General features: G+C 65.0%; 19 protein-coding genes, 1 tRNA gene and 2 pseudogenes. 8 read left to right on the top strand and 14 right to left on the bottom strand.

All coding sequences use genetic code 11. The features are described from left to right. Positions 1 to 4 precede the first annotated feature (4 nt). From G6N08_RS00385 to G6N08_RS00395, 3 genes are read right to left on the bottom strand one after another with little or no spacing between them, the layout of a single operon-like run. On the bottom strand, positions 5 to 310 hold the full coding sequence (locus G6N08_RS00385) for a hypothetical protein (protein ID WP_163753216.1): 306 nt from the start codon (positions 308 to 310) through the stop codon (positions 5 to 7). Next, positions 307 to 1,074: a hypothetical protein gene (locus G6N08_RS00390; protein WP_163753218.1), complete on the bottom strand. Its 768-nt coding sequence runs from the start codon at positions 1,072 to 1,074 to the stop codon at positions 307 to 309. The genes G6N08_RS00385 and G6N08_RS00390 overlap by 4 nt, the downstream gene beginning before the upstream one ends. Then, entirely contained in the window at positions 1,074 to 1,337 is a 264-nt protein-coding gene (locus G6N08_RS00395) for a helix-turn-helix domain-containing protein (RefSeq protein WP_163753220.1), read from the bottom strand. Before G6N08_RS00395 ends, G6N08_RS00390 begins: the two co-directional genes overlap by 1 nt. A 179-nt stretch (positions 1,338 to 1,516) precedes the next feature. Between G6N08_RS00395 and G6N08_RS00400 the strand changes: the two genes are divergently transcribed. Genes G6N08_RS00400 through G6N08_RS00410 form a run of 3 tightly spaced genes read left to right on the top strand, consistent with a single transcriptional unit; the run spans position 1,517 to position 3,745 of the window. Further along, positions 1,517 to 2,254: a hypothetical protein gene (locus G6N08_RS00400; protein WP_163753222.1), complete on the top strand. Its 738-nt coding sequence runs from the start codon at positions 1,517 to 1,519 to the stop codon at positions 2,252 to 2,254. After that, complete coding sequence (locus G6N08_RS00405) at positions 2,254 to 2,787, top strand: DUF6932 family protein (protein WP_163753224.1); 534 nt, start codon at positions 2,254 to 2,256, stop codon at positions 2,785 to 2,787. The genes G6N08_RS00400 and G6N08_RS00405 overlap by 1 nt, the downstream gene beginning before the upstream one ends. Then, complete coding sequence (locus G6N08_RS00410) at positions 2,780 to 3,745, top strand: hypothetical protein (protein ID WP_163753226.1); 966 nt, start codon at positions 2,780 to 2,782, stop codon at positions 3,743 to 3,745. Before G6N08_RS00405 ends, G6N08_RS00410 begins: the two co-directional genes overlap by 8 nt. Before the next feature lie 77 nt (positions 3,746 to 3,822). On the opposite strand, the gene G6N08_RS00415 is transcribed toward G6N08_RS00410, so the two are convergent. The 10 genes from G6N08_RS00415 to G6N08_RS00460 all read right to left on the bottom strand — a co-directional run bounded on the left by G6N08_RS00415 (position 3,823) and on the right by G6N08_RS00460 (position 12,274). Continuing rightward, positions 3,823 to 4,221 (bottom strand): HicB family toxin-antitoxin system, encoded by a 399-nt coding sequence (locus G6N08_RS00415; RefSeq protein WP_246216554.1) that lies wholly within the window; start codon positions 4,219 to 4,221, stop codon positions 3,823 to 3,825. 14 nt (positions 4,222 to 4,235) lie between these two features. Beyond that, positions 4,236 to 4,451, bottom strand: a complete 216-nt coding sequence (locus tag G6N08_RS00420) for a type II toxin-antitoxin system HicA family toxin (protein ID WP_163753230.1) — start codon at positions 4,449 to 4,451, stop codon at positions 4,236 to 4,238. Positions 4,452 to 4,531: 80 nt separating this feature from the next. After that, positions 4,532 to 5,623 (bottom strand): tyrosine-type recombinase/integrase, encoded by a 1,092-nt coding sequence (locus tag G6N08_RS00425; protein ID WP_163753232.1) that lies wholly within the window; start codon positions 5,621 to 5,623, stop codon positions 4,532 to 4,534. 99 nt (positions 5,624 to 5,722) lie between these two features. Next, positions 5,723 to 5,798 (bottom strand) — tRNA-Ala (locus tag G6N08_RS00430). Positions 5,799 to 5,851: 53 nt separating this feature from the next. Beyond that, the gene (locus G6N08_RS00435; RefSeq protein WP_163756475.1) at positions 5,852 to 7,021 is read right to left on the bottom strand and encodes an MFS transporter; all 1,170 of its coding nucleotides are present in this window, start codon (positions 7,019 to 7,021) and stop codon (positions 5,852 to 5,854) included. 92 nt (positions 7,022 to 7,113) lie between these two features. Next, entirely contained in the window at positions 7,114 to 8,748 is a 1,635-nt protein-coding gene (gene pgm / locus G6N08_RS00440; protein WP_163753234.1) for a phosphoglucomutase (alpha-D-glucose-1,6-bisphosphate-dependent), read from the bottom strand. A 178-nt stretch (positions 8,749 to 8,926) separates the two neighbouring features. Further along, positions 8,927 to 9,556, bottom strand: coding sequence for a GNAT family N-acetyltransferase (locus G6N08_RS00445; protein ID WP_163753236.1), 630 nt, complete (start codon positions 9,554 to 9,556; stop codon positions 8,927 to 8,929). A gap of 488 nt (positions 9,557 to 10,044) precedes the next feature. Then, complete coding sequence (locus G6N08_RS00450) at positions 10,045 to 10,398, bottom strand: DUF488 domain-containing protein (protein WP_163753238.1); 354 nt, start codon at positions 10,396 to 10,398, stop codon at positions 10,045 to 10,047. 425 nt (positions 10,399 to 10,823) lie between these two features. Beyond that, complete coding sequence (locus G6N08_RS00455) at positions 10,824 to 11,648, bottom strand: hypothetical protein (protein ID WP_163753240.1); 825 nt, start codon at positions 11,646 to 11,648, stop codon at positions 10,824 to 10,826. Next, positions 11,645 to 12,274, bottom strand: coding sequence for a TetR/AcrR family transcriptional regulator (locus G6N08_RS00460; protein WP_246216555.1), 630 nt, complete (start codon positions 12,272 to 12,274; stop codon positions 11,645 to 11,647). The genes G6N08_RS00455 and G6N08_RS00460 overlap by 4 nt, the downstream gene beginning before the upstream one ends. A gap of 208 nt (positions 12,275 to 12,482) precedes the next feature. On the opposite strand from G6N08_RS00460, the pseudogene G6N08_RS21210 reads away from it, so the two are divergent. The 4 genes and pseudogenes from G6N08_RS21210 to G6N08_RS00475 form a co-directional block, all read left to right on the top strand. After that, a pseudogene (locus G6N08_RS21210) lies at positions 12,483 to 12,604 on the top strand (hypothetical protein); the annotation flags it as partial. Between the two features lie 77 nt (positions 12,605 to 12,681). Further along, a complete protein-coding gene (locus G6N08_RS00465; RefSeq protein ID WP_246216556.1) occupies positions 12,682 to 13,341 on the top strand; it encodes a Mu transposase domain-containing protein in 660 nt (219 codons plus the stop codon). After that, on the top strand, positions 13,338 to 14,117 hold the full coding sequence (gene istB / locus G6N08_RS00470) for an IS21-like element helper ATPase IstB (protein WP_163753245.1): 780 nt from the start codon (positions 13,338 to 13,340) through the stop codon (positions 14,115 to 14,117). The genes G6N08_RS00465 and istB overlap by 4 nt, the downstream gene beginning before the upstream one ends. Positions 14,118 to 14,187: 70 nt before the next feature. Beyond that, positions 14,188 to 15,390 carry an IS30 family transposase gene (locus tag G6N08_RS00475; RefSeq protein WP_163753247.1) on the top strand — a complete coding sequence of 401 codons (1,203 nt, stop codon included), beginning with the start codon at positions 14,188 to 14,190 and terminating at the stop codon, positions 15,388 to 15,390. A gap of 13 nt (positions 15,391 to 15,403) precedes the next feature. Here G6N08_RS00475 and G6N08_RS00480 read toward each other — a convergent pair whose 3' ends face one another. Continuing rightward, entirely contained in the window at positions 15,404 to 15,745 is a 342-nt protein-coding gene (locus tag G6N08_RS00480) for a DUF3024 domain-containing protein (RefSeq protein WP_246216557.1), read from the bottom strand. Positions 15,746 to 16,412: 667 nt separating this feature from the next. Here G6N08_RS00480 and G6N08_RS00485 point away from each other — a divergent pair. Next, a pseudogene (locus G6N08_RS00485) lies at positions 16,413 to 16,526 on the top strand (IS3-like element IS1141 family transposase); the annotation flags it as partial. Between the last annotated feature and the right edge of the window lie 11 nt (positions 16,527 to 16,537).

The following is a 16,537-nucleotide window of genomic DNA, read 5'->3' on the forward strand; positions in this document are numbered from 1 at the left end:
GAGCTCATGCCACGCACCCGCGCCGGATACGGAATTCACTAGGAAACGTGTTGACGTGGTGAGCGAGCGCGTTGTACAGCTTGATCACCTCTGTGGTGTCGAGAAGGAAGGGACCAATCTCGATAGACGGGCCTGAGCAGGAAGTGATCACCGATCTGATCGGCACCGACACTAAGGAGTCGGCGCGCTCGTCCAGGGGCTCGATAACGGCATGGTCTGCGATGACTGTGCGGTCGTTACAGATCGTCGGCATCCCGTCGATGACGGCGACCACCGGCCTGAGTTCGCAGTCGAACTCGGGCAACCTCATGCCGGGCCCTCCGCGTAGTAGCGGTTCCACACCGCGTCCATGAGCGGACGGTCAGCCTCGGTGTAGGCGTTCGCGTTGCGGATCTGACCGTTGGCGGCTTCCAGCGGGTACTGTTTTGGCTCGACACCGAATTGCTCGATGTAGGCCGCTTTCAGGCGCTTGCCGAATATGCCGCTGATCGACTTGATCTGCTTGCGTGACAGGCCTTTTTCTTCCAGGTACGTTTGCGCGTATAGCGGCCTGTCCGCAGTCGTGATCTCAGGTGTTTCGCCGAGCCCGATGGCAATTTGGCAGCGCGCTTTGGCCTCCAAGTGTTTGGGATCGACCAGGCCCTTAGCGGCCTGGAGGACGGCCAAACGTTTGATGGAGCGGTCCTCCACTGACATCACGGCCTGTTCGATGATTTCGGCCTGGCGGGTGCGGATCGCGAAATACGCCTGAGCGGCGGCAACCTCAGGCTTGCGCGGGTCGCCGTTCATCGCGACGAGATAGCAGGCGAAGCGGGCTAGTTCGAAGTCCTCAGCGGGTCGTCCGCCGCTGGACTTTTTCGCGGCTCCGCGAAAAAGGTCGCCGGCGTCGCGGCCTTGTACTTCAGCGGCAGCCTGGGCGCGTCTGATCGCGTCAGCGAACCGCTCCCAGCGGTCGTAACCGAGCAGCGGCATCAGGTCGCGTGCAGACCAGTACTCGGAGCCGTCCGGCCGCGTGCGGCGGATCGCGTCGAACGGCGAGACACCGCGCTGCCCAAACGGCACCAACTCGTCCATCACGCGACCTCCTCCGTGAAGGCGGGGTTGGCCAACAAGGCGCGGTGGTCGGAGATGGCTAAGTGCTCGAGGAGTCGCCGGTAGAAGTCGACGCCGACGCGTCTCGAAGAACCGATCTCGATCTTTGTGATGTAGCTGCGGTCTACTGATAACGCCGCAGCCAAGTCGGCGACCTTAATGCCTGTCCGCTCACGAATCACCCGGAGAGCGAACCCGTTGATCGCGACGGAGCTTGGAGAAGATCTACGCGGAGATTTGGTCACATAGCTAAAGCTAGTCACAGCTAGTCATCATGTCAAGGATGGACTAGCCATTCCATGCAATTTCTATGCCTACCTGCGAAATTGTCTAGTCTCAGGCCGGCTGGTGTTCGAAAATTACAGCCGCGTAAGTGACTGAGCGGGGATAGATGTTCCTAGCTGTGACTGGCATCGTGTAGGTCATGGCGAGGCTGACGAAGCAACAGCTGCAGCTTGTTGCACGCGAAGTGAGCAGAGCTCGGACTCGACGAGGACTCACAAAAGAAGAGGCATCACGCACGGCAGGCGTTAACTCGATCACTTGGAAGCGTGTCGAGGACGCCTTGCCAGTGCGCGACTCGTCGCTGGGCAAGATCCTTCAGGCGCTGCAACTGCGGCTAGATGAGGTATTGCTCTCGGCCGAAGATGCAGCTAGCGATCAGAAAGGCGAATACGGTTTTCAGACACCGCCTAGGAAAGCCGGCGGTCAGCTTGATGACAGCACTGTGGTGCAGCTCTTGACAGTCGTCGCGAGTGCTGCTGACTACGCGAAATCTCTCCATGATGAGGAGCTGGTGGCACGACTACGGCGGGTTGAGCAGGCGTCTGCGAGCGCTGCCGCTGAGCATTTCGGAGTCGATCTCGCTCAAATGCTTCTAGGCAAACTGGCGCAGCAGCAGCGCACGGAAGCCGCGCCATCGGATTCCGTGTCCGATCCGCTGTCTGATTGTGATCGTTCCGGTGCTGACGCCGGCGTTAATAGTGGGGAGACTGGCGCGCGTGGTAACGATTGCGATGCCGCGGCTGCCACGCTGGCGCCGACTGACGCGGCGGTGCGTTCGATGAGCGACGACGAACTGCGCCGGGCGGCTTCCGCCGATCCGTTGTGGGCTGATTATGTGCGCACGCGCAGACCAGAGCTGGCTGACTGGGATTTCTGATGCTGCCGCCGTGCGGTGATGACGAGCTAGGCCTGCTTCCCCCCAGCCCCAACCCGTATCCGGCGACGCTTAATGAGATTCACCAGCGGTTCGTCTTGGAGGCTCCCGAACAGACTCGCGAGCGCCGTAGCCTGATTTTCGAGGCTCTTCGCCTCCATGTCGCAATGATGCGACGGTTGTTCAAACACTGCCGGATATGGCTCGCCGGCGGATTCGTCACCCACAAGGCCGATCCTCCACGCGATGCTGACCTGGCTTTCCTTCTGCCCGCACGGCTGATGTCACACGCTCTTAGCCAAACCGCGCTACCGTTGTGGACGTTGGCTGACGTGACAGGCCGCATCGGCGCGGGAGGGCCGCTGGGTCTCACACCTAGGTTGCAGCCTTGCCTGGGCTTGACGGACTCTTTCCTAGTTAATTCGGAGTCGCTGGCCAACGTGGAATACTGGAGAAGGCTTTGGTCCAGTGTCATCGATCGCAGCGGTGCCGCCACCGTGAGGACCAAAGGCTTCGTGGAGGTTGTCGATGACTGAGCTGGCTTCGATGACTGATGAGGAGCTGCTGCGTCAGTCAATCCGCGAAATCCTCGCCGGCTTTCCCCCGCGCGAGGCTGGGCTGCTGCTAAACAACATGTACGCCGGCGGGGCGATCGCCGACCGGCCGTCAATGTTGGCGGTGTGGAATGAGGAGCTTTCACCCGAGCAGGCTGAGCTGGACTTGCATCTGACCGGTGAGGGCATCAGGGACCACAGTGCTCGCGCGGACCAGCTAGCCCGGCTGGTTTCGGGGATCAACGATGCGACGAAGGCGATCGTCCGGGACAAACTGGGCCTGCGCAGCCTCAACCGGAACCTGCTTGTCGAAGGTGTTGCACCTGGGTCTGTGCATGTGGTTTTGCGTGCTGACGCTCCGATCGAAGCCTCTGGAACGGAGCCGATGCGCGATGTTGACGCTTCGAGCCCGGATTCGGTGGCATTGCGCACGGTGGCGCGCGTGTTCACGGTCGCTTCCTCCGATGAGCCTTCGGTATCCGGCGATTTGCGGTCGATGCCTGCGCGGGCTCGCGCCGCGTTGCGGCGCGCGGTGGTGACTGTCAGCAAAGCCAATTGGGAGATCGACGGCGAGATCAGGCAGCGCACCTACGGCGCGGATCCGGTGCGTTTGTCTCGGCGAGGCGCGGTGGAGCTGCTGCACCAGCTTGCAGCACACAACTACACGACCGAAACGAACCCGGTGGTCGGCCGCATCGACGGGTTCCGCGGCAGCCTCGGCACCCTTTATCTCATTCCGAGCGGCGCGGCGAAACCTGTCGGGGTTTCAGTGCCGGATCCCGAGATATTGAAGAAGGTGCGCCAGCTGGCTGCGAGCGAAGACGTGCTGGTTGAAGCCCAGATCGAGACTGTGCGCGTTGTCGGCGAAGAAGATCAAGTCAGCGTGAGTCGCACACTGCTTGACATCGGCCCGGCGCCCACACAGCAGAAGCTGCACTGACCTTCCACGCGGATGAGCACTATGCCAGAGGTCGAAGACCGCGATCAGGGCGAGGAACGCTTGGGCCGGCGGTTCTCTCAGGCAGAGATCAGTTGTTGCGCACGCTGAAAAGAGACGCCGAGAACCTCGCCGACGTCGCGGACCGGCACACCTCGGGCCGCGAGTTCACGGGCGAGGCTCTTTGCTTCGGCTGCGGCAGCTGCGGCGTGCCGCTCTGCGGTCTGGCGTTCGGCGGCCAGCTTGTTGGCGCGGTCGGTCACGTCTATGTCGTCGACGTAGATCGTGATGTGAAGGTCCACTTCGGAAGGGGCCATGTCAGTGACGGTGCAGATGAAGTCCTTTGCCTGACTGGGCACTTCGGAGATTCGGCGGGCCTGCGTGACGGTGCTGAGGTTGATCGCACCGTCAGCGCCTATGTACCCGTTGAGTTCGGGCACGGTGATCATCCACCACTTGCCATCGCGGGTGACGTCCACTTGGTAGGTGTGCATCAGTCCTCCTCGCACAAGGTCTCGCACAGGTTGATCGCGGCGTCGATCTGACGCCGCACGCCGGGGCTGATCGTCTTGTGGCCGGTATCCACCGCGACTCTGTAGCGGCCATGTGGACAGGTCCATACGGTGTGACTGCCTTTGCCGTCCCGCTTGGTGAAGCCCGCCTTCTTGAGCTGTCTGACGATTTCTCGGGTGGGTGCCGGCGCGATCACAACTCTAGTCTACCGCGCTAGACGATTTCTAGTCAACCTTTATAGACATCTATTTATGCATTTCAACGACTGTCTCGAAATCAGCGCTCCTGCTTTTCATGGCTATCCAACAGTTTGCCGATGGCGTCGGCGGCGGCTTGGGCGCTGCGCCGGTCAAGATGCCCGTACACGCCGACCGTGGTTTCGATCGACTCGTGTCCTAGATGCTGCTGCACGACCGGCAGCGGCACACCGGCCTGGATCAGCCACGACGCGCACGTGTGGCGCAGGTCGTGCACGCGGGGCCGTTTACCGATCCGCGGCTCGGCCCGGTCCAGGGCCGGCTGCCACACCCGCGGCTGGAACCCGTGGATTCGCACCGGGCCGCCGGAGCGGTTGACGAACAACCATTCGTGGCTGTAGTCGAGTTTGTCGAGCACCGACGCGGGCACGTTGATGGTGCGCACCGACCGCCTGGTTTTGGGCGGCCCGAGCTGGTAGCCGTGGCTGCCGCTGTACTTCCAGGCCCGCGTGATGCGCACCGTGTGCTCGGCGCGGTCGACGTCGCCGGGTTTGAGGGCGGTGGCCTCACCCCACCGGGCACCGGATGCGACCAGGAATTCGACCATCGGCCGCCAAGGCTCGGTGACCTCGGCCAGCAGGACAGCGAATTCGTCGCGCGTGAGGAACACCATTTCTCGGCGCTGGCTGCGCGGCAGCCGCGCGCCGGCCGCCGGGTTGGCGGCCAGGTGACCGGCTTTGACGGCCGCCGACAACGCCGAGGACAGGAATCGCTGCTTGTTGGCGATCGTTTTCGCTGATCCGGTCATGCCGCGAATCCATCTACTGATGTCGCGGTCGGTCAGCTGAGACAGCGGTATGGCGCCGAGGGTGGGTGCGATGTCGTTGCGCAGGTAGGCGCGGTAGGCGTGCAGGGTGCTTGGCTGTACACCGGTGAGATGGTCGATGTGGTCGGCCACCCATTTCTCGACGGTCATCGCGGCGCGCGAGGGCCGGTCAATTTGGAGGACTTCCAGGGCGCGGGCAGCGCCGAGGGTTTCGATGAGCCGGCACAGTTCTTGGGCGTCTTTACGGCGGTCGAACGATGTGGAGGTCTCCACTCCGTCGAGCCGGTAGCGCACCTGGTAGTAGGTGCTGCCGTCGGCGCGGGCGCGGGGCCGGATGGTCGCCATGAACCAAGAATTCTAGCCGCCCCGGATGTGGACGGGAATGTGGACGGGAATGTAGAGTCTTGGCTGTAAGCCTGTGACCTGCGGTTTTAGGCGGTGATTTGGTGGAGCTAACGGGACTCGAACCCGTGACCCCCACACTGCCAGTGTGGTGCGCTACCAACTGCGCCATAGCCCCAAATGGTGCCAATCGAAGCTACACCACCGGCGACGGCCCTTCAAAGTGGGCTTTCACGGCAGCTCTTCCTCCGCCTGAAACGGGAAAAGGCCCGGTATCGACCGGGGCACCACCCGCGTTTCCGGCGCCCGCATCCAGCTGGCGGCCGCCATCAGCAGGATGAGTCCGCTGATGGCGAAATCCCACCCGAAGCTCAGCCGCTCGGCGATCTGACCTACCGCTAACGACCCGACGATGGCACCCAGATCACTCATCATCTGCACCGCCGCCACCGGGGTGCCGGCACGGGCTTCACGGCCCAGGATGTCGGCCACCGCGGCCTGCAGCGGTGACATGAAGATGCCCGTCATCGCACCGGTCAAGCACGCTGCCGCCAGAAACGCCGGCAACGAGGACACCTGACCCAGCGCGAAGGTCGCCACCCCCGATGCCGCCAGGCCGACGATCAACAACGTGCGCCGCCCAACCCGGTCAGACAGATAGCCGCTGGGAATAACGGCGAAGGCATTCCCGACAGCAAATGTGGCAAGCACCACACCGATGACGCCAACGCCGCGGCCCATGACATCGGAGATGAACAGCGGCACCAGCGCAATGCGCAGCCCGAACGCCGACCAGCCGGTCGCGAAATTCGACAACAGCGCCGAGCGGTACGCGCGGTGCCGCAGGGCCTCTCGCATCGTCACCGCCGATCTGGTGAGCGGCGCGGGTGCGGCCAGCGCCGAACCCCGCAGGCTGTAGAACAGCACCACGGCCACACCCAGCAATGCCGCGCCGTAGAGAACGAACGGGGCAGTCAGCCCCCAGCCCGCCGTCAGGCTGCCGACGGCCGGGCCGCCGACGGCGCCCACCATGAACGAGGTGGTAAACATCCCGGCGATCCGGCCGCGCGCGTCAGGCGGGCTGATGTGGATCATCAGGCCCAACGCCGACACGAAAAACATTGTCGACCCGATACCGCTGAGCGCACGAAACACCAGCAACTGCCAGTAGCTCTGCGCGAATGCGCACCAGCCCGTGGACAACGCCACGACCAGCAAACCACCGATGTAGATCCGTCGCTCACCCAATCGCTGTACCAGCAGGCCGCTCATCGGCGCAAAACATAAGCGAGCCAGCGAAAATACGGTGATAACAAATGTCACCGCATTAATGCTCACCCCGAAAGTACGCGCATACGACGGCAGTACCGGCGAAATTACGCCGTAGCCCAGGGCGATCATGACGTTCGCCGAGCTGAGGATCCAGGCTTCGCGAGGCAGTCGCGCAGCACCACAGCCGCGGCCCCCCGGGCGGGCGCGGCGGAGGGAGAAGGTCACCCGATGACTTTATTAACCACCTCGCGGGCAATTTCCTGGACCTCGGCGAGGTGCTCGGGACCCCGGAACGATTCGGCGTAGATCTTGTAGACGTCCTCGGTGCCCGACGGGCGTGCCGCAAACCAGGCGTTGGCCGTCGTCACCTTCAGCCCGCCCAGCGGTGCGCCGTTGCCCGGCGCGGTGGTCAGTTTTGCGGTGATCGGTTCGCCGGCCAGCTCGGTGACGTTGACCTGCTCCGCCGATAACGTGGCCAGCCGGGCCTTCTGCTCGCGGTCGGCGGGCGCGTTGATCCGCGCATAGCTGGGCTCGCCGTATTGGGCGGCCAGCTTCCGATACCGCTGTGACGGCGTCGAGCCGGTGACCGCGAGAATCTCCGCCGCCAACAGGGCGAGGATGATGCCGTCCTTGTCGGTGGTCCATACCGACCCGTCGCGGCGCAGAAACGCCGCGCCGGCTGATTCCTCGCCGCCGAACCCGAGGGTGCCGTGCAGCAAACCCTCAACAAACCATTTGAACCCGACCGGAACCTCGATGAGCCGGCGGCCCAGCCCGGCGGCCACCCGGTCGATGATCGAGGAGCTGACTATTGTTTTGCCGACGGCGACACCGGCGGGCCAGGAGGGCCGGTGGGTGTAGAGGTAGTCGATCGCCGCGGCCAGATAGTGGTTGGGATTCAGCAGCCCCGCATCGGGGGTGACGATGCCGTGGCGGTCGGCGTCGGCGTCGTTGCCGGTGGCGATCTGGTAGCGGTCCCGGTTGGCGATCAGCGACGCCATCGCGTCAGGTGAGCTGCAGTCCATCCGGATCTTGCCGTCGGTATCTAGTGTCATGAACCGCCATGTCGCGTCCACCACGGGGTTGACCACCGTCAATTCCAGGTGGTGGTATTCGGCGATCGCGCCCCAGTAGTCCACACTGGCCCCACCGAGCGGGTCCGCACCGATGCGCACCCCGGCTTCGCGAATGGCAGGGATGTCGACAACGTTAGGCAGGTCGGCGACGTAGGCGCCCAGATAGTCGTACCGCTGTGCGCTGCGCCGCGCCCGGGCCAGCGGCACCCGCTTCACCGCCGAGCAGCCGTCCCGCAGAATCTCGTTGGCACGCTTGGCGATTGCGTTGGTGACCTCGGTGTCGGCCGGGCCACCGCTGGGTGGGTTGTACTTGATCCCGCCGTCGGACGGCGGATTGTGCGACGGTGTCAGCACAATCCCGTCGGCCGGCGCGTCGGCGTGGCCGCGGTTGTAGGTAAGGATGGCGTGGCTGATCGCCGGCGTCGGCGTGTAGCGGTCGGTCGCGTCGATCACGGCGACAACGTCGTTGCCCGCCAGCACCTCCAGCGCCGACACCCACGCCGGCTCGGACAGGCCGTGAGTGTCGCGGCCAAGAAACAGCGGCCCGGCGGTCCCCCGCGCCGCGCGATGCTCGACGACGGCTTGAGTGATCGCCAGGATGTGCGCCTCGTTAAAGGCACCGTCCAGGGCTGAGCCCCGGTGCCCCGAGGTGCCGAACACGACCTGCTGGGCCGGGTTTTGCGGGTCGGGTTCAACCGTGTAGTAGGCGGTCACCAGATGGGGCAGGTCGACCAGGTCCTGAGGCTGAGCCGGCTCGCCGGCACGCGGATTGGCGGCCATGGCCTTAATTCTGCCCGCGTCTGATCGACGACGCCCCGATACACTCCGGCAGGTGAATCCGGCCGCGCGGGCTGGCGGGTGGCAGCCGGCGAGCACCAACGGCTGCTGCTGGGGTTGCCCCCGCGCCGATCCGACCCGGGTAGCGCCCTGCGGTGGGACTGCGCGGCGCGGCCGGCAATCACGTCTCGCGCAGTCGCGGGATGTCCTCGGGTGAGCGCAGCAAGGCATAAAGCGCCATCCGGCGATTGGGCATGTCGTGTTCGCCCAGGAACACACAACCCCCACGCTCGCAGGCCCGGCGGGCCATCGCGTTGCGATGGTCCGGGTCGAACATCACGCGGCGGCAGCGGGGTTCCAGACCGAGCAAGCAGGCAACGAAAATCGGCTGCATGCGCCGGACGATGCCCGTGTTCGTGACCGCCGGGTCGGCAAATGCGATGTGCAAACCCAGATCATACGGATCGGCCTCGTATCGGGTTGCAATCAAATCCTTTGCAGCCCTGTATAACTCGAGATACACGATATCTTTGCCGTTGATGCTGCCGATGAACGGCCGCGTATAGCTGCCCGCCAGTTGAGCGGTCAGGTAGCGGTGCCACTTCGACACCGGCCACGGGTATTCCCACGTCTCGACCAGATGCGGGCGGTTCATCCACTCGGCGATCATCTGCGCGTCGGCGGCGGGATCCGCCACACGCAACGCGTACGGTTCGGGCAGCTGCAGCGCCGTCGGCGGCGGGGGGACGTTACGGACTTCGTCGGAGATAGTGGTCAGTTCCCGCGGCAGGATCGGCTCATCGTCGGTCATGGCAACGGCGAGCCTACCGAACCCGATGCGCTAGCTCCTGGCTTGGCAGCGTGCTCATCCATCGGTCGGCCAGCGCCGACACCCAGTCGCTCGCGGTCTCCGGCCGACCCGGCGCACCGCTGCTCCAGCCTGCGGACCCGCTCACCCACCGCCGCGACGGAATCGAGATTGAACCCGTACCAGCCGTCACCCCACACCACCACGCGGCACAGTGCCGCATCGCTGTCGTCCCCACCACAACCGGGATCCGCCGCCCGCGCACCGGTTTGGGGTTGACGCGGATTGAGTCGAAACCGATGGACTCCCCGTGACACGAGGTGACGTCGTCGCGCCACGGCGACGTCGTCGGTGCTGCGCGCTCCGCGGGCGCTCAAACGGCATCCCAAGCGCGTCGAACTCTTCGCGGCACCACCCGATGCCCAGCGCATGCCAGCCGCATCCGATGACGGGTCGCATCGCCGCCGGCATCGCCGAGACCGGGGCGGTTTTCAGCGCTTTTTCAGCAGCTTCGCCAACGCCGCTGCCTGACTGATGTCCAGGTCGCGGGTGGCGGTCACCAAAGTCACGGCACCGCGTCTGCTCAACGCGCGCAGATCCTCGAGTGCCGGGTTGCCCTGAAGCTCCTTCTCATAGCGCGCGGCGAACTCGTCGAACCGCTCGGGTTGGTGGTTGTACCACTCCCGCAGCTGCTTGGACGGTGCGACATCTTTGAGCCATGTCCCCACTCGCGGGTCACCCCTGCGGAATCCCCGCGGCCACACCCGATCCACCAAGACGCGTTCGCCCTCATCAGGACCGGGGTCGTCATAAACCCGGGCCACCCGGATCCGGCTGGCGCCCATAGAGCCAGGGTAGCGCCGATACCAGCAGGCCCCGCGGTGATGCGTTCCGGCGGGGCAGGATCCACCCCGCTGCAACCCGAACCGCATCCAGTCCGGGTCGCTCGCGCCGGCGACGTCGTTGGGAAAGTTGTTGGGAAAGTGATCAGTAATCCGGTGGATGCACCAGCCATGCTCGATCAGCCTGAACGTCAGGTTCTTTCCGAGACTGCGGTCGACAAAGAACTCCAGGAATGGATCAGGCTGCTTGCCTCAGGCCCACCCGGATACTCGTCTGCAACAACCGCCAACGGCTTAGCCGACACCCAAAGATCGGTGACGGCACGCATGGTAGTTGGTTGCGCTCGGCGGCGGGCGCACCCCCGCCGGAGCTGGGATCAATGACGCGGGCGCGTCGTGGCTGCTGGGCAATCGCAGCGGTGATTTGGTCAGGGGTGAGCGGCGAGGAAAGTCTCGTTCGACAGGCCGGCAGTGAGCTCCTCGACGTCGAAGGGCCGGCCGAGACGGGCATGCAACGCCTCGGGATCGGTGAGCAGGCTGATCTCGGCGGCCTGACGAGCGAACAGCCGTCCGAAACGCGGGTAGAGCCAACGCATCATCGCCCGCTCCGCCGGGGTGCAGCAGGCGGCGCAGTAGCCGACGTGGCCTACCTCGTCGGTGAGGATCTCGCTGTAGAGTCGCTCGATGCGGGCGGCGACTTCGGGTTCGTCGGCGAATAACTCGACACCGACCCGGCGCAACTCGTCGAACATGACGCAGCCCGCCATTTCCGCCGCGCCCACGAACGCGAACCTGATTCGCTCGGGCAGAAATACGTTGATCTTGACGAACTGGCGCATTACCGGCGGCGGCACAACGACCTGGAACGGCAGACCGAAAATGTCGAGTACGTAGGCCAGCAGGCGGGTGTGATAGTGCTCCTCGAGCGCCACGTAGACCCGCTCGGGTGGCTGGTCGTCGCCGCCGATGCGCCCGTAGGTCTCTCCCAAGTCCACACCGAACCGCTCTGCCTGGTTCAGCTTGGCGGTGGCCAACAAAAACAGCATCTGCCGGTCGAGGCCTGGCTCGGGTCGGCGGCGGCGGAGGTTCCGCATGAATACCGCCCGATCGATGGACCGGGCCGAGCGGATAGGGTCAGCCTCCAACGCTGCGAAGAATGCCTCGCGGCCGGCAAGGCGCCGATGCAGCAGATCGGCGTCGCCGTCACGCCGCGCTAGGTAGGCGCGGTAGCCCTCAATACCCAAGCCGTTCATCGTGTCTCCATTCCGTGAACGATCGTCAGCACGTACCGGTCCAACAGTGCTCCCCGCGCCCCAGACGCCGTCGCACCGGTGGCCAGCAACGCGAATAGCCCGGTGAGGAAGAGCGTTCCGAGTTCAGCCGCGTCTGCGTCTGGAGCCACCCGGCCTGCAGTTTGCGCTTCGGCGATCGCGGCGATCACGAATTCAGCCAGCGGATGCTCACCCACCTCGTCGTCAACCGGCCGCATCGCGGAGAAGTGCAACCCCAACATGTCCCGGAAGATCACCGGGCCCAGCCGCTGCTCCGCGTCGAGCACCTGGCGCACCAGCAGCCTCAGCACCGACACCAGATCCACCGGCCTGGTCGTTGTGGTGCCGAGCTTGGCCACGATTCTGGCTTCCTCCGCCCGCTCCAACTCGACCAGGACGTGCTCCTTGGTCGGAAAGTGGAAGTAGAACGTTCCCCGTGACACTCCCGCCGCTGCAGCGATGGCGCTGATGTCCGCGCCCGCCAATCCAGACCGGCTGATCTCGGCCACCGCGGCGTCGAATAGACGAGCCCGCGTCTGGAGCCGCTGCGCGTCCCTTACCCGGACAACCGACGAACGAGCTTCGGTGGTGGATATCTGCGCGGGCACGCTGGTACGGTAGCGCATTCGCTGACAGGCGTCAATGACGGTCGTCAGCGAGTGTCCCCGTTCCCGGCGACCGCCCGGCGTGTTTCAGCTACTTTGAGCGCGTGGCCGACGGCGGTGCCTCACCAATTTTGAGCGCGTAGCCCAAGAGGCTTGCCCGGCATGGAGGGCAAGATCGACAGGGCCGCACGACGATTAGGTGACTAACAAACTGCGAGGTCAGTACCACACGGCGTCGACGGCGGATAAGGGCAAGATTCGGGACCGGGTGGTGGCATTACGGGGATGGGCCGCTCGACGGCCCGGCGGATGCTGACCGGTCCGATGAGGCCGACGATAAGCGACGTATTGCTAACCGCGCCAACAGTGTTGGCCAGGATTGGGCATTTGAGAGGACGCTGCTGCGGCCCGTGCCGGACGAGCAGTTCGACACCGCGCTGACCCTGACGCCGCGGGTGGACCGCTACGCGCAGGTGATGGTGCGCTGCAATCAATACAGCGTGCCGACCCGGTTCATCGGGCATCGGCTGCGGGTCAAGCTGTCGGCCTCGGCGGTCACCGTCTATGACCGTTCCACGGTGGTGGCCCGGCATCAGCGCGCGATCGGCAAGGGCGCCAAAGTCCTCGATTTGGATCACTATCTGGAAATCCTGCACCGCAAACCCGGTGCCTTGCCTGGGGCGACCGCGTTGGCCCAGGCCCGCGCCGCCAAGGCGTTCACCGCCACCCACGACGCTTTTTGGGCCGCCGCCCGGAAAGCCCACGGCGACGCGGGAGGAACCCGCACGCTGGTGGAGGTGCTGCTGCTGCACCGCCACCTTGAGCGCGCCGACGTGCTGGCCGGCATCAGCGCGGCGCTGTCGGTCGGCTCCACCAGCCCCGACGTGGTGGCCCTGGAAGCCCGCAAGGCCGCCGAACGGCGCGGCGCGGCATCCGGTCCAGATGGCTTCGACCGCGACGGCCGGGTGGTCATTCTGGCCGAGCATCGCCCCGCCCTGCTCGACGATGAGCGTCCACTACCGTCGGTTCACAAATACGACACCCTCCTGCTGCGGGCCGAGACCTCATGACCCGCCGCCGCCAGGTCACCGAGCAGGCCGCCACCGCAGCGATCGAGCAGGGCTGCCGGATGCTGCGCCTTCCCACCATTCGGGACCGGTTCACCGAAATCGCCGACGCCGCCGAACGCGAACACATGACCTACCTCGGGTTTCTATCTGAGCTGGTGATCGCCGAATGCGACGACCGCACCCGCCGCCGTGCCGAACGCCGCACCCGCGACGCTGGGTTTCCCCGACCAAAACGGTTGGAGGAGTTCTCTTTTGACGCCAACCCGGCCATCAACCCCGCGGTCATCGGGCAACTGGCCACCTGCGACTGGGTCAAAGCCGGACATCCGCTCTGTTTGATCGGCGACTCCGGCACCGGCAAGACACATCTGCTCATCGCGCTGGGCACCCTGGCCGCCGAAGCCGGCTACCGGGTCCGCTACACATTGGCCAGCAAGCTGGTCAATGAACTGGTCGAAGCCTCCGACGACAAGCAGCTGACCAAGCTGATCAACCGCTATGGCCGCGTCGATTTAATCCTGGTAGACGAGCTGGGCTACCTGCACCTGGACCGGCGCGGCGCCGAACTGCTGTTCCAAGTTCTCACCGAACGCGAAGAGCGCTCGGCCATCGCGATCGCCTCCAACGAGCCATTCTCCTCGTGGACAAAGACATTCACCGATCCCCGGCTCTGCGCCGCCATTGTGGATCGTTTGACGTTCGCCGGGCAGATCATCGAAACCGGCAGCACCTCCTACCGGCTCGCCCACGCCCGCAACACCCGCCCCGCGCGCTAACCGGTGGGGCCACTTCAAGCTGGGCGGATTCCAGTGAACGTCGCAACACCAAGGCTCTGCGGAGGTTGCGGTGGGAGCACAGCGAAAGACCCGACACGGCGACGTGGAGAAGCAGCAGTGGTTCGGTCGGCTGATTGCCCAAGGGGTCAGCAACCGCCAAGCGTGCCGGATCGTGGGAATCAACCGCAGGACCGGGACACGCTGGCGCTACGGGCGCACAATCCGCAACACTGCCGGCGAGCCGGTGCACTATCCACCGGTGAGTCTTGCAGCACCCAAGCCGCGCCATCCTCGATATTTGTCGTCGGCGGAGAGGACGATGATCGCCGATTTACACCGCGGCGGTGTCAGCGTGCGCGGTATCGCCGAGGAGCTGGGTAGGGCGGCCTCGACGGTCTCGCGGGAGCTACGCCGCAACGCCGACGATCAGGGCCGCTACCTGCCGGCTACGGCGGAGCGGCTTACTGTCGAGCGGCAATCCCGGTCGCGGACGCGCCGCGTAGCGCGTGATGAGCAGCTATGCGCTGTGGTGGCCGAGCTGTTAGGCAAGCGGTGGAGTCCTGAACAGGTGGCTCATGAACTGCCGGTGCGGTTTCCTGACCAGCCCGAGCGCCATCTGTGTACCGAGTCGATCTACCAGGCGATCTATGATCCCAAGACCGCGTTAACCCGTCCGGCCAAACGGCGGCGCCGGCGGCGCCGACGCCGGATCCAGGGCCTGGAACGCCGTGGTCGGCTCACCGCTATGACGATGATCGCTGATCGACCGGTCGAGGTCGAGGCCCGGGTGCAGGTTGGGCATTGGGAGGGCGATTGCCTCATGGGTGCTGGAAACCGGTCGGCGATCGGCACTCTCGTCGAACGCGTCACGCGCTTTGTCATCCTTGTCCACGTGCCCACGAGCCGACCGACCGCGGAGGCGATGCGCGATGGCGTCATCGACGCACTGGGCGCTCTTCCCGCCCATCTGCGCCGGACGCTGACCTGGGATCAAGGCAAAGAACTTGCGCTGCATCAACAGATCACCGCCCACATCGGCACACGCGTGTTCTTCTGTGACGCGCACTCACCGTGGCAGCGCGGCTCCAACGAGAACACCAACGGCTTGCTGCGCGACTACTTTCCCAAAGGCGCTGACCTGGCCAATATCTCACCCCAGGAACTGCAACGCGTCGCCGACGAACTCAACGACCGGCCCCGCAAAACCCTCGACTGGGCCCGACCCGCCGACCTGATCACCGACGCCGTCGTCGTCACGGGCAGGACCGCATAAGCCGCATGGTTGATCAGCCCCAAAAGATCGCGGTGGGATCACGATCCACCTCAGCCAACAACTCCTCGACACCGGCAGTGGGCGACACCAGATCATAGATGTGGAAGCGCAGGTTGCGGTCCCGCCAATACAACGACCACATGCCGGTGGTCTTCGTGTAGCGCAGCCGAGCGATCGGGAACCGGGTCCACTCCGAGCCCTTATCCGCCCGCCACGACCGGCGGCACTCCACGATCGTCAGATGACGCTCAGCAACGTCGACCTCAACGCGGACCCCGTCACGGATCTGGGCAGGCACCCTGTCCCGACACCACCGCCGCACCCGCGCCACATCCATCTCCGGCAGACCCTCCACTCCACTAGTGTTGCAACCGTCCCGTTGCGACGTTCACTGGAATCCGCCCCGTCCCAGTGGGGCCAGTTCAAGTTGACATAGCCAGTGGGAGCGCGTGTGGGCCTTGACGGGCATGCCGTGCTCTGGCCACCGCTGCTGATGACCACCGCCGGTGACCTCGACAAGTTCCGACAAGCAATATGCGGCATCGACTTATAAGCGCGGGTTCGGGTTTTGCCGGCGACCACCTCAGCGTGTTGGAGGCGGCGCTGGCGCAGCTGGCGGTGGACCCCGCGCACAGGTGATCTGTCGCACCGACGCCGGGGCGCCAGCCACGACCTGGCCGCGGCGTGCCGCAGCCGGGGTGTGCGGTTCATCGGCGGGGTGCAGCTTGGCGCACAGCCGGCCGAGGCGGTCGTGACACTGCCGCGATCACATTGGCAGGCAACGATTTCCGCCGATGCCAGCGAGGTTCGCGACACCGGTGCGGTGGCCGAAATCACCGACCTGGTCTCGGTGACGGGCTGGCCGACCGGCACCACCCCGTCGAGAGTTAATCGGCTCAACCACATGCAGCACGCGAGCTCGACCGACCTCCATGACACTCAACCCGAGCGGCAATGCCCCCACAATCACCTCCAGGACCTACCGCAAAATCCGGGCTAAGCAGCGGATCGACCGTGCCCAGTTGACGATTCACGCCGACCGCGGCAGTTCCATGACCAGCAAGCCGGTGGCGTTTCTGCTGGCCGATCTCGTTGTCACCCAGTCACATTCGCGACCACAGCTCTCCAACGACAACGCACCTCACGA

It is taken from the genome of Mycobacterium botniense, from assembly GCF_010723305.1.
GTDB lineage: Bacteria > Actinomycetota > Actinomycetes > Mycobacteriales > Mycobacteriaceae > Mycobacterium > Mycobacterium botniense.

Coding starts and splice junctions, on each gene's coding strand:
- G6N08_RS00385 (WP_163753216.1), bottom strand. CDS start 310: ATGAGGTTGCCCGAGTTCGACTGCGAACTCAGGCCGGTGGTCGCCGTC.
- G6N08_RS00390 (WP_163753218.1), bottom strand. CDS start 1,074: ATGGACGAGTTGGTGCCGTTTGGGCAGCGCGGTGTCTCGCCGTTCGAC.
- G6N08_RS00400 (WP_163753222.1), top strand. CDS start 1,517: ATGGCGAGGCTGACGAAGCAACAGCTGCAGCTTGTTGCACGCGAAGTG.
- G6N08_RS00405 (WP_163753224.1), top strand. CDS start 2,254: ATGCTGCCGCCGTGCGGTGATGACGAGCTAGGCCTGCTTCCCCCCAGC.
- G6N08_RS00410 (WP_163753226.1), top strand. CDS start 2,780: ATGACTGAGCTGGCTTCGATGACTGATGAGGAGCTGCTGCGTCAGTCA.
- G6N08_RS00425 (WP_163753232.1), bottom strand. CDS start 5,623: ATGGCGACCATCCGGCCCCGCGCCCGCGCCGACGGCAGCACCTACTAC.
- G6N08_RS00435 (WP_163756475.1), bottom strand. CDS start 7,021: ATGATCGCCCTGGGCTACGGCGTAATTTCGCCGGTACTGCCGTCGTAT.
- pgm (WP_163753234.1), bottom strand. CDS start 8,748: ATGGCCGCCAATCCGCGTGCCGGCGAGCCGGCTCAGCCTCAGGACCTG.
- G6N08_RS00445 (WP_163753236.1), bottom strand. CDS start 9,556: ATGACCGACGATGAGCCGATCCTGCCGCGGGAACTGACCACTATCTCC.
- G6N08_RS00450 (WP_163753238.1), bottom strand. CDS start 10,398: ATGGGCGCCAGCCGGATCCGGGTGGCCCGGGTTTATGACGACCCCGGT.
- G6N08_RS00455 (WP_163753240.1), bottom strand. CDS start 11,648: ATGAACGGCTTGGGTATTGAGGGCTACCGCGCCTACCTAGCGCGGCGT.
- istB (WP_163753245.1), top strand. CDS start 13,338: ATGACCCGCCGCCGCCAGGTCACCGAGCAGGCCGCCACCGCAGCGATC.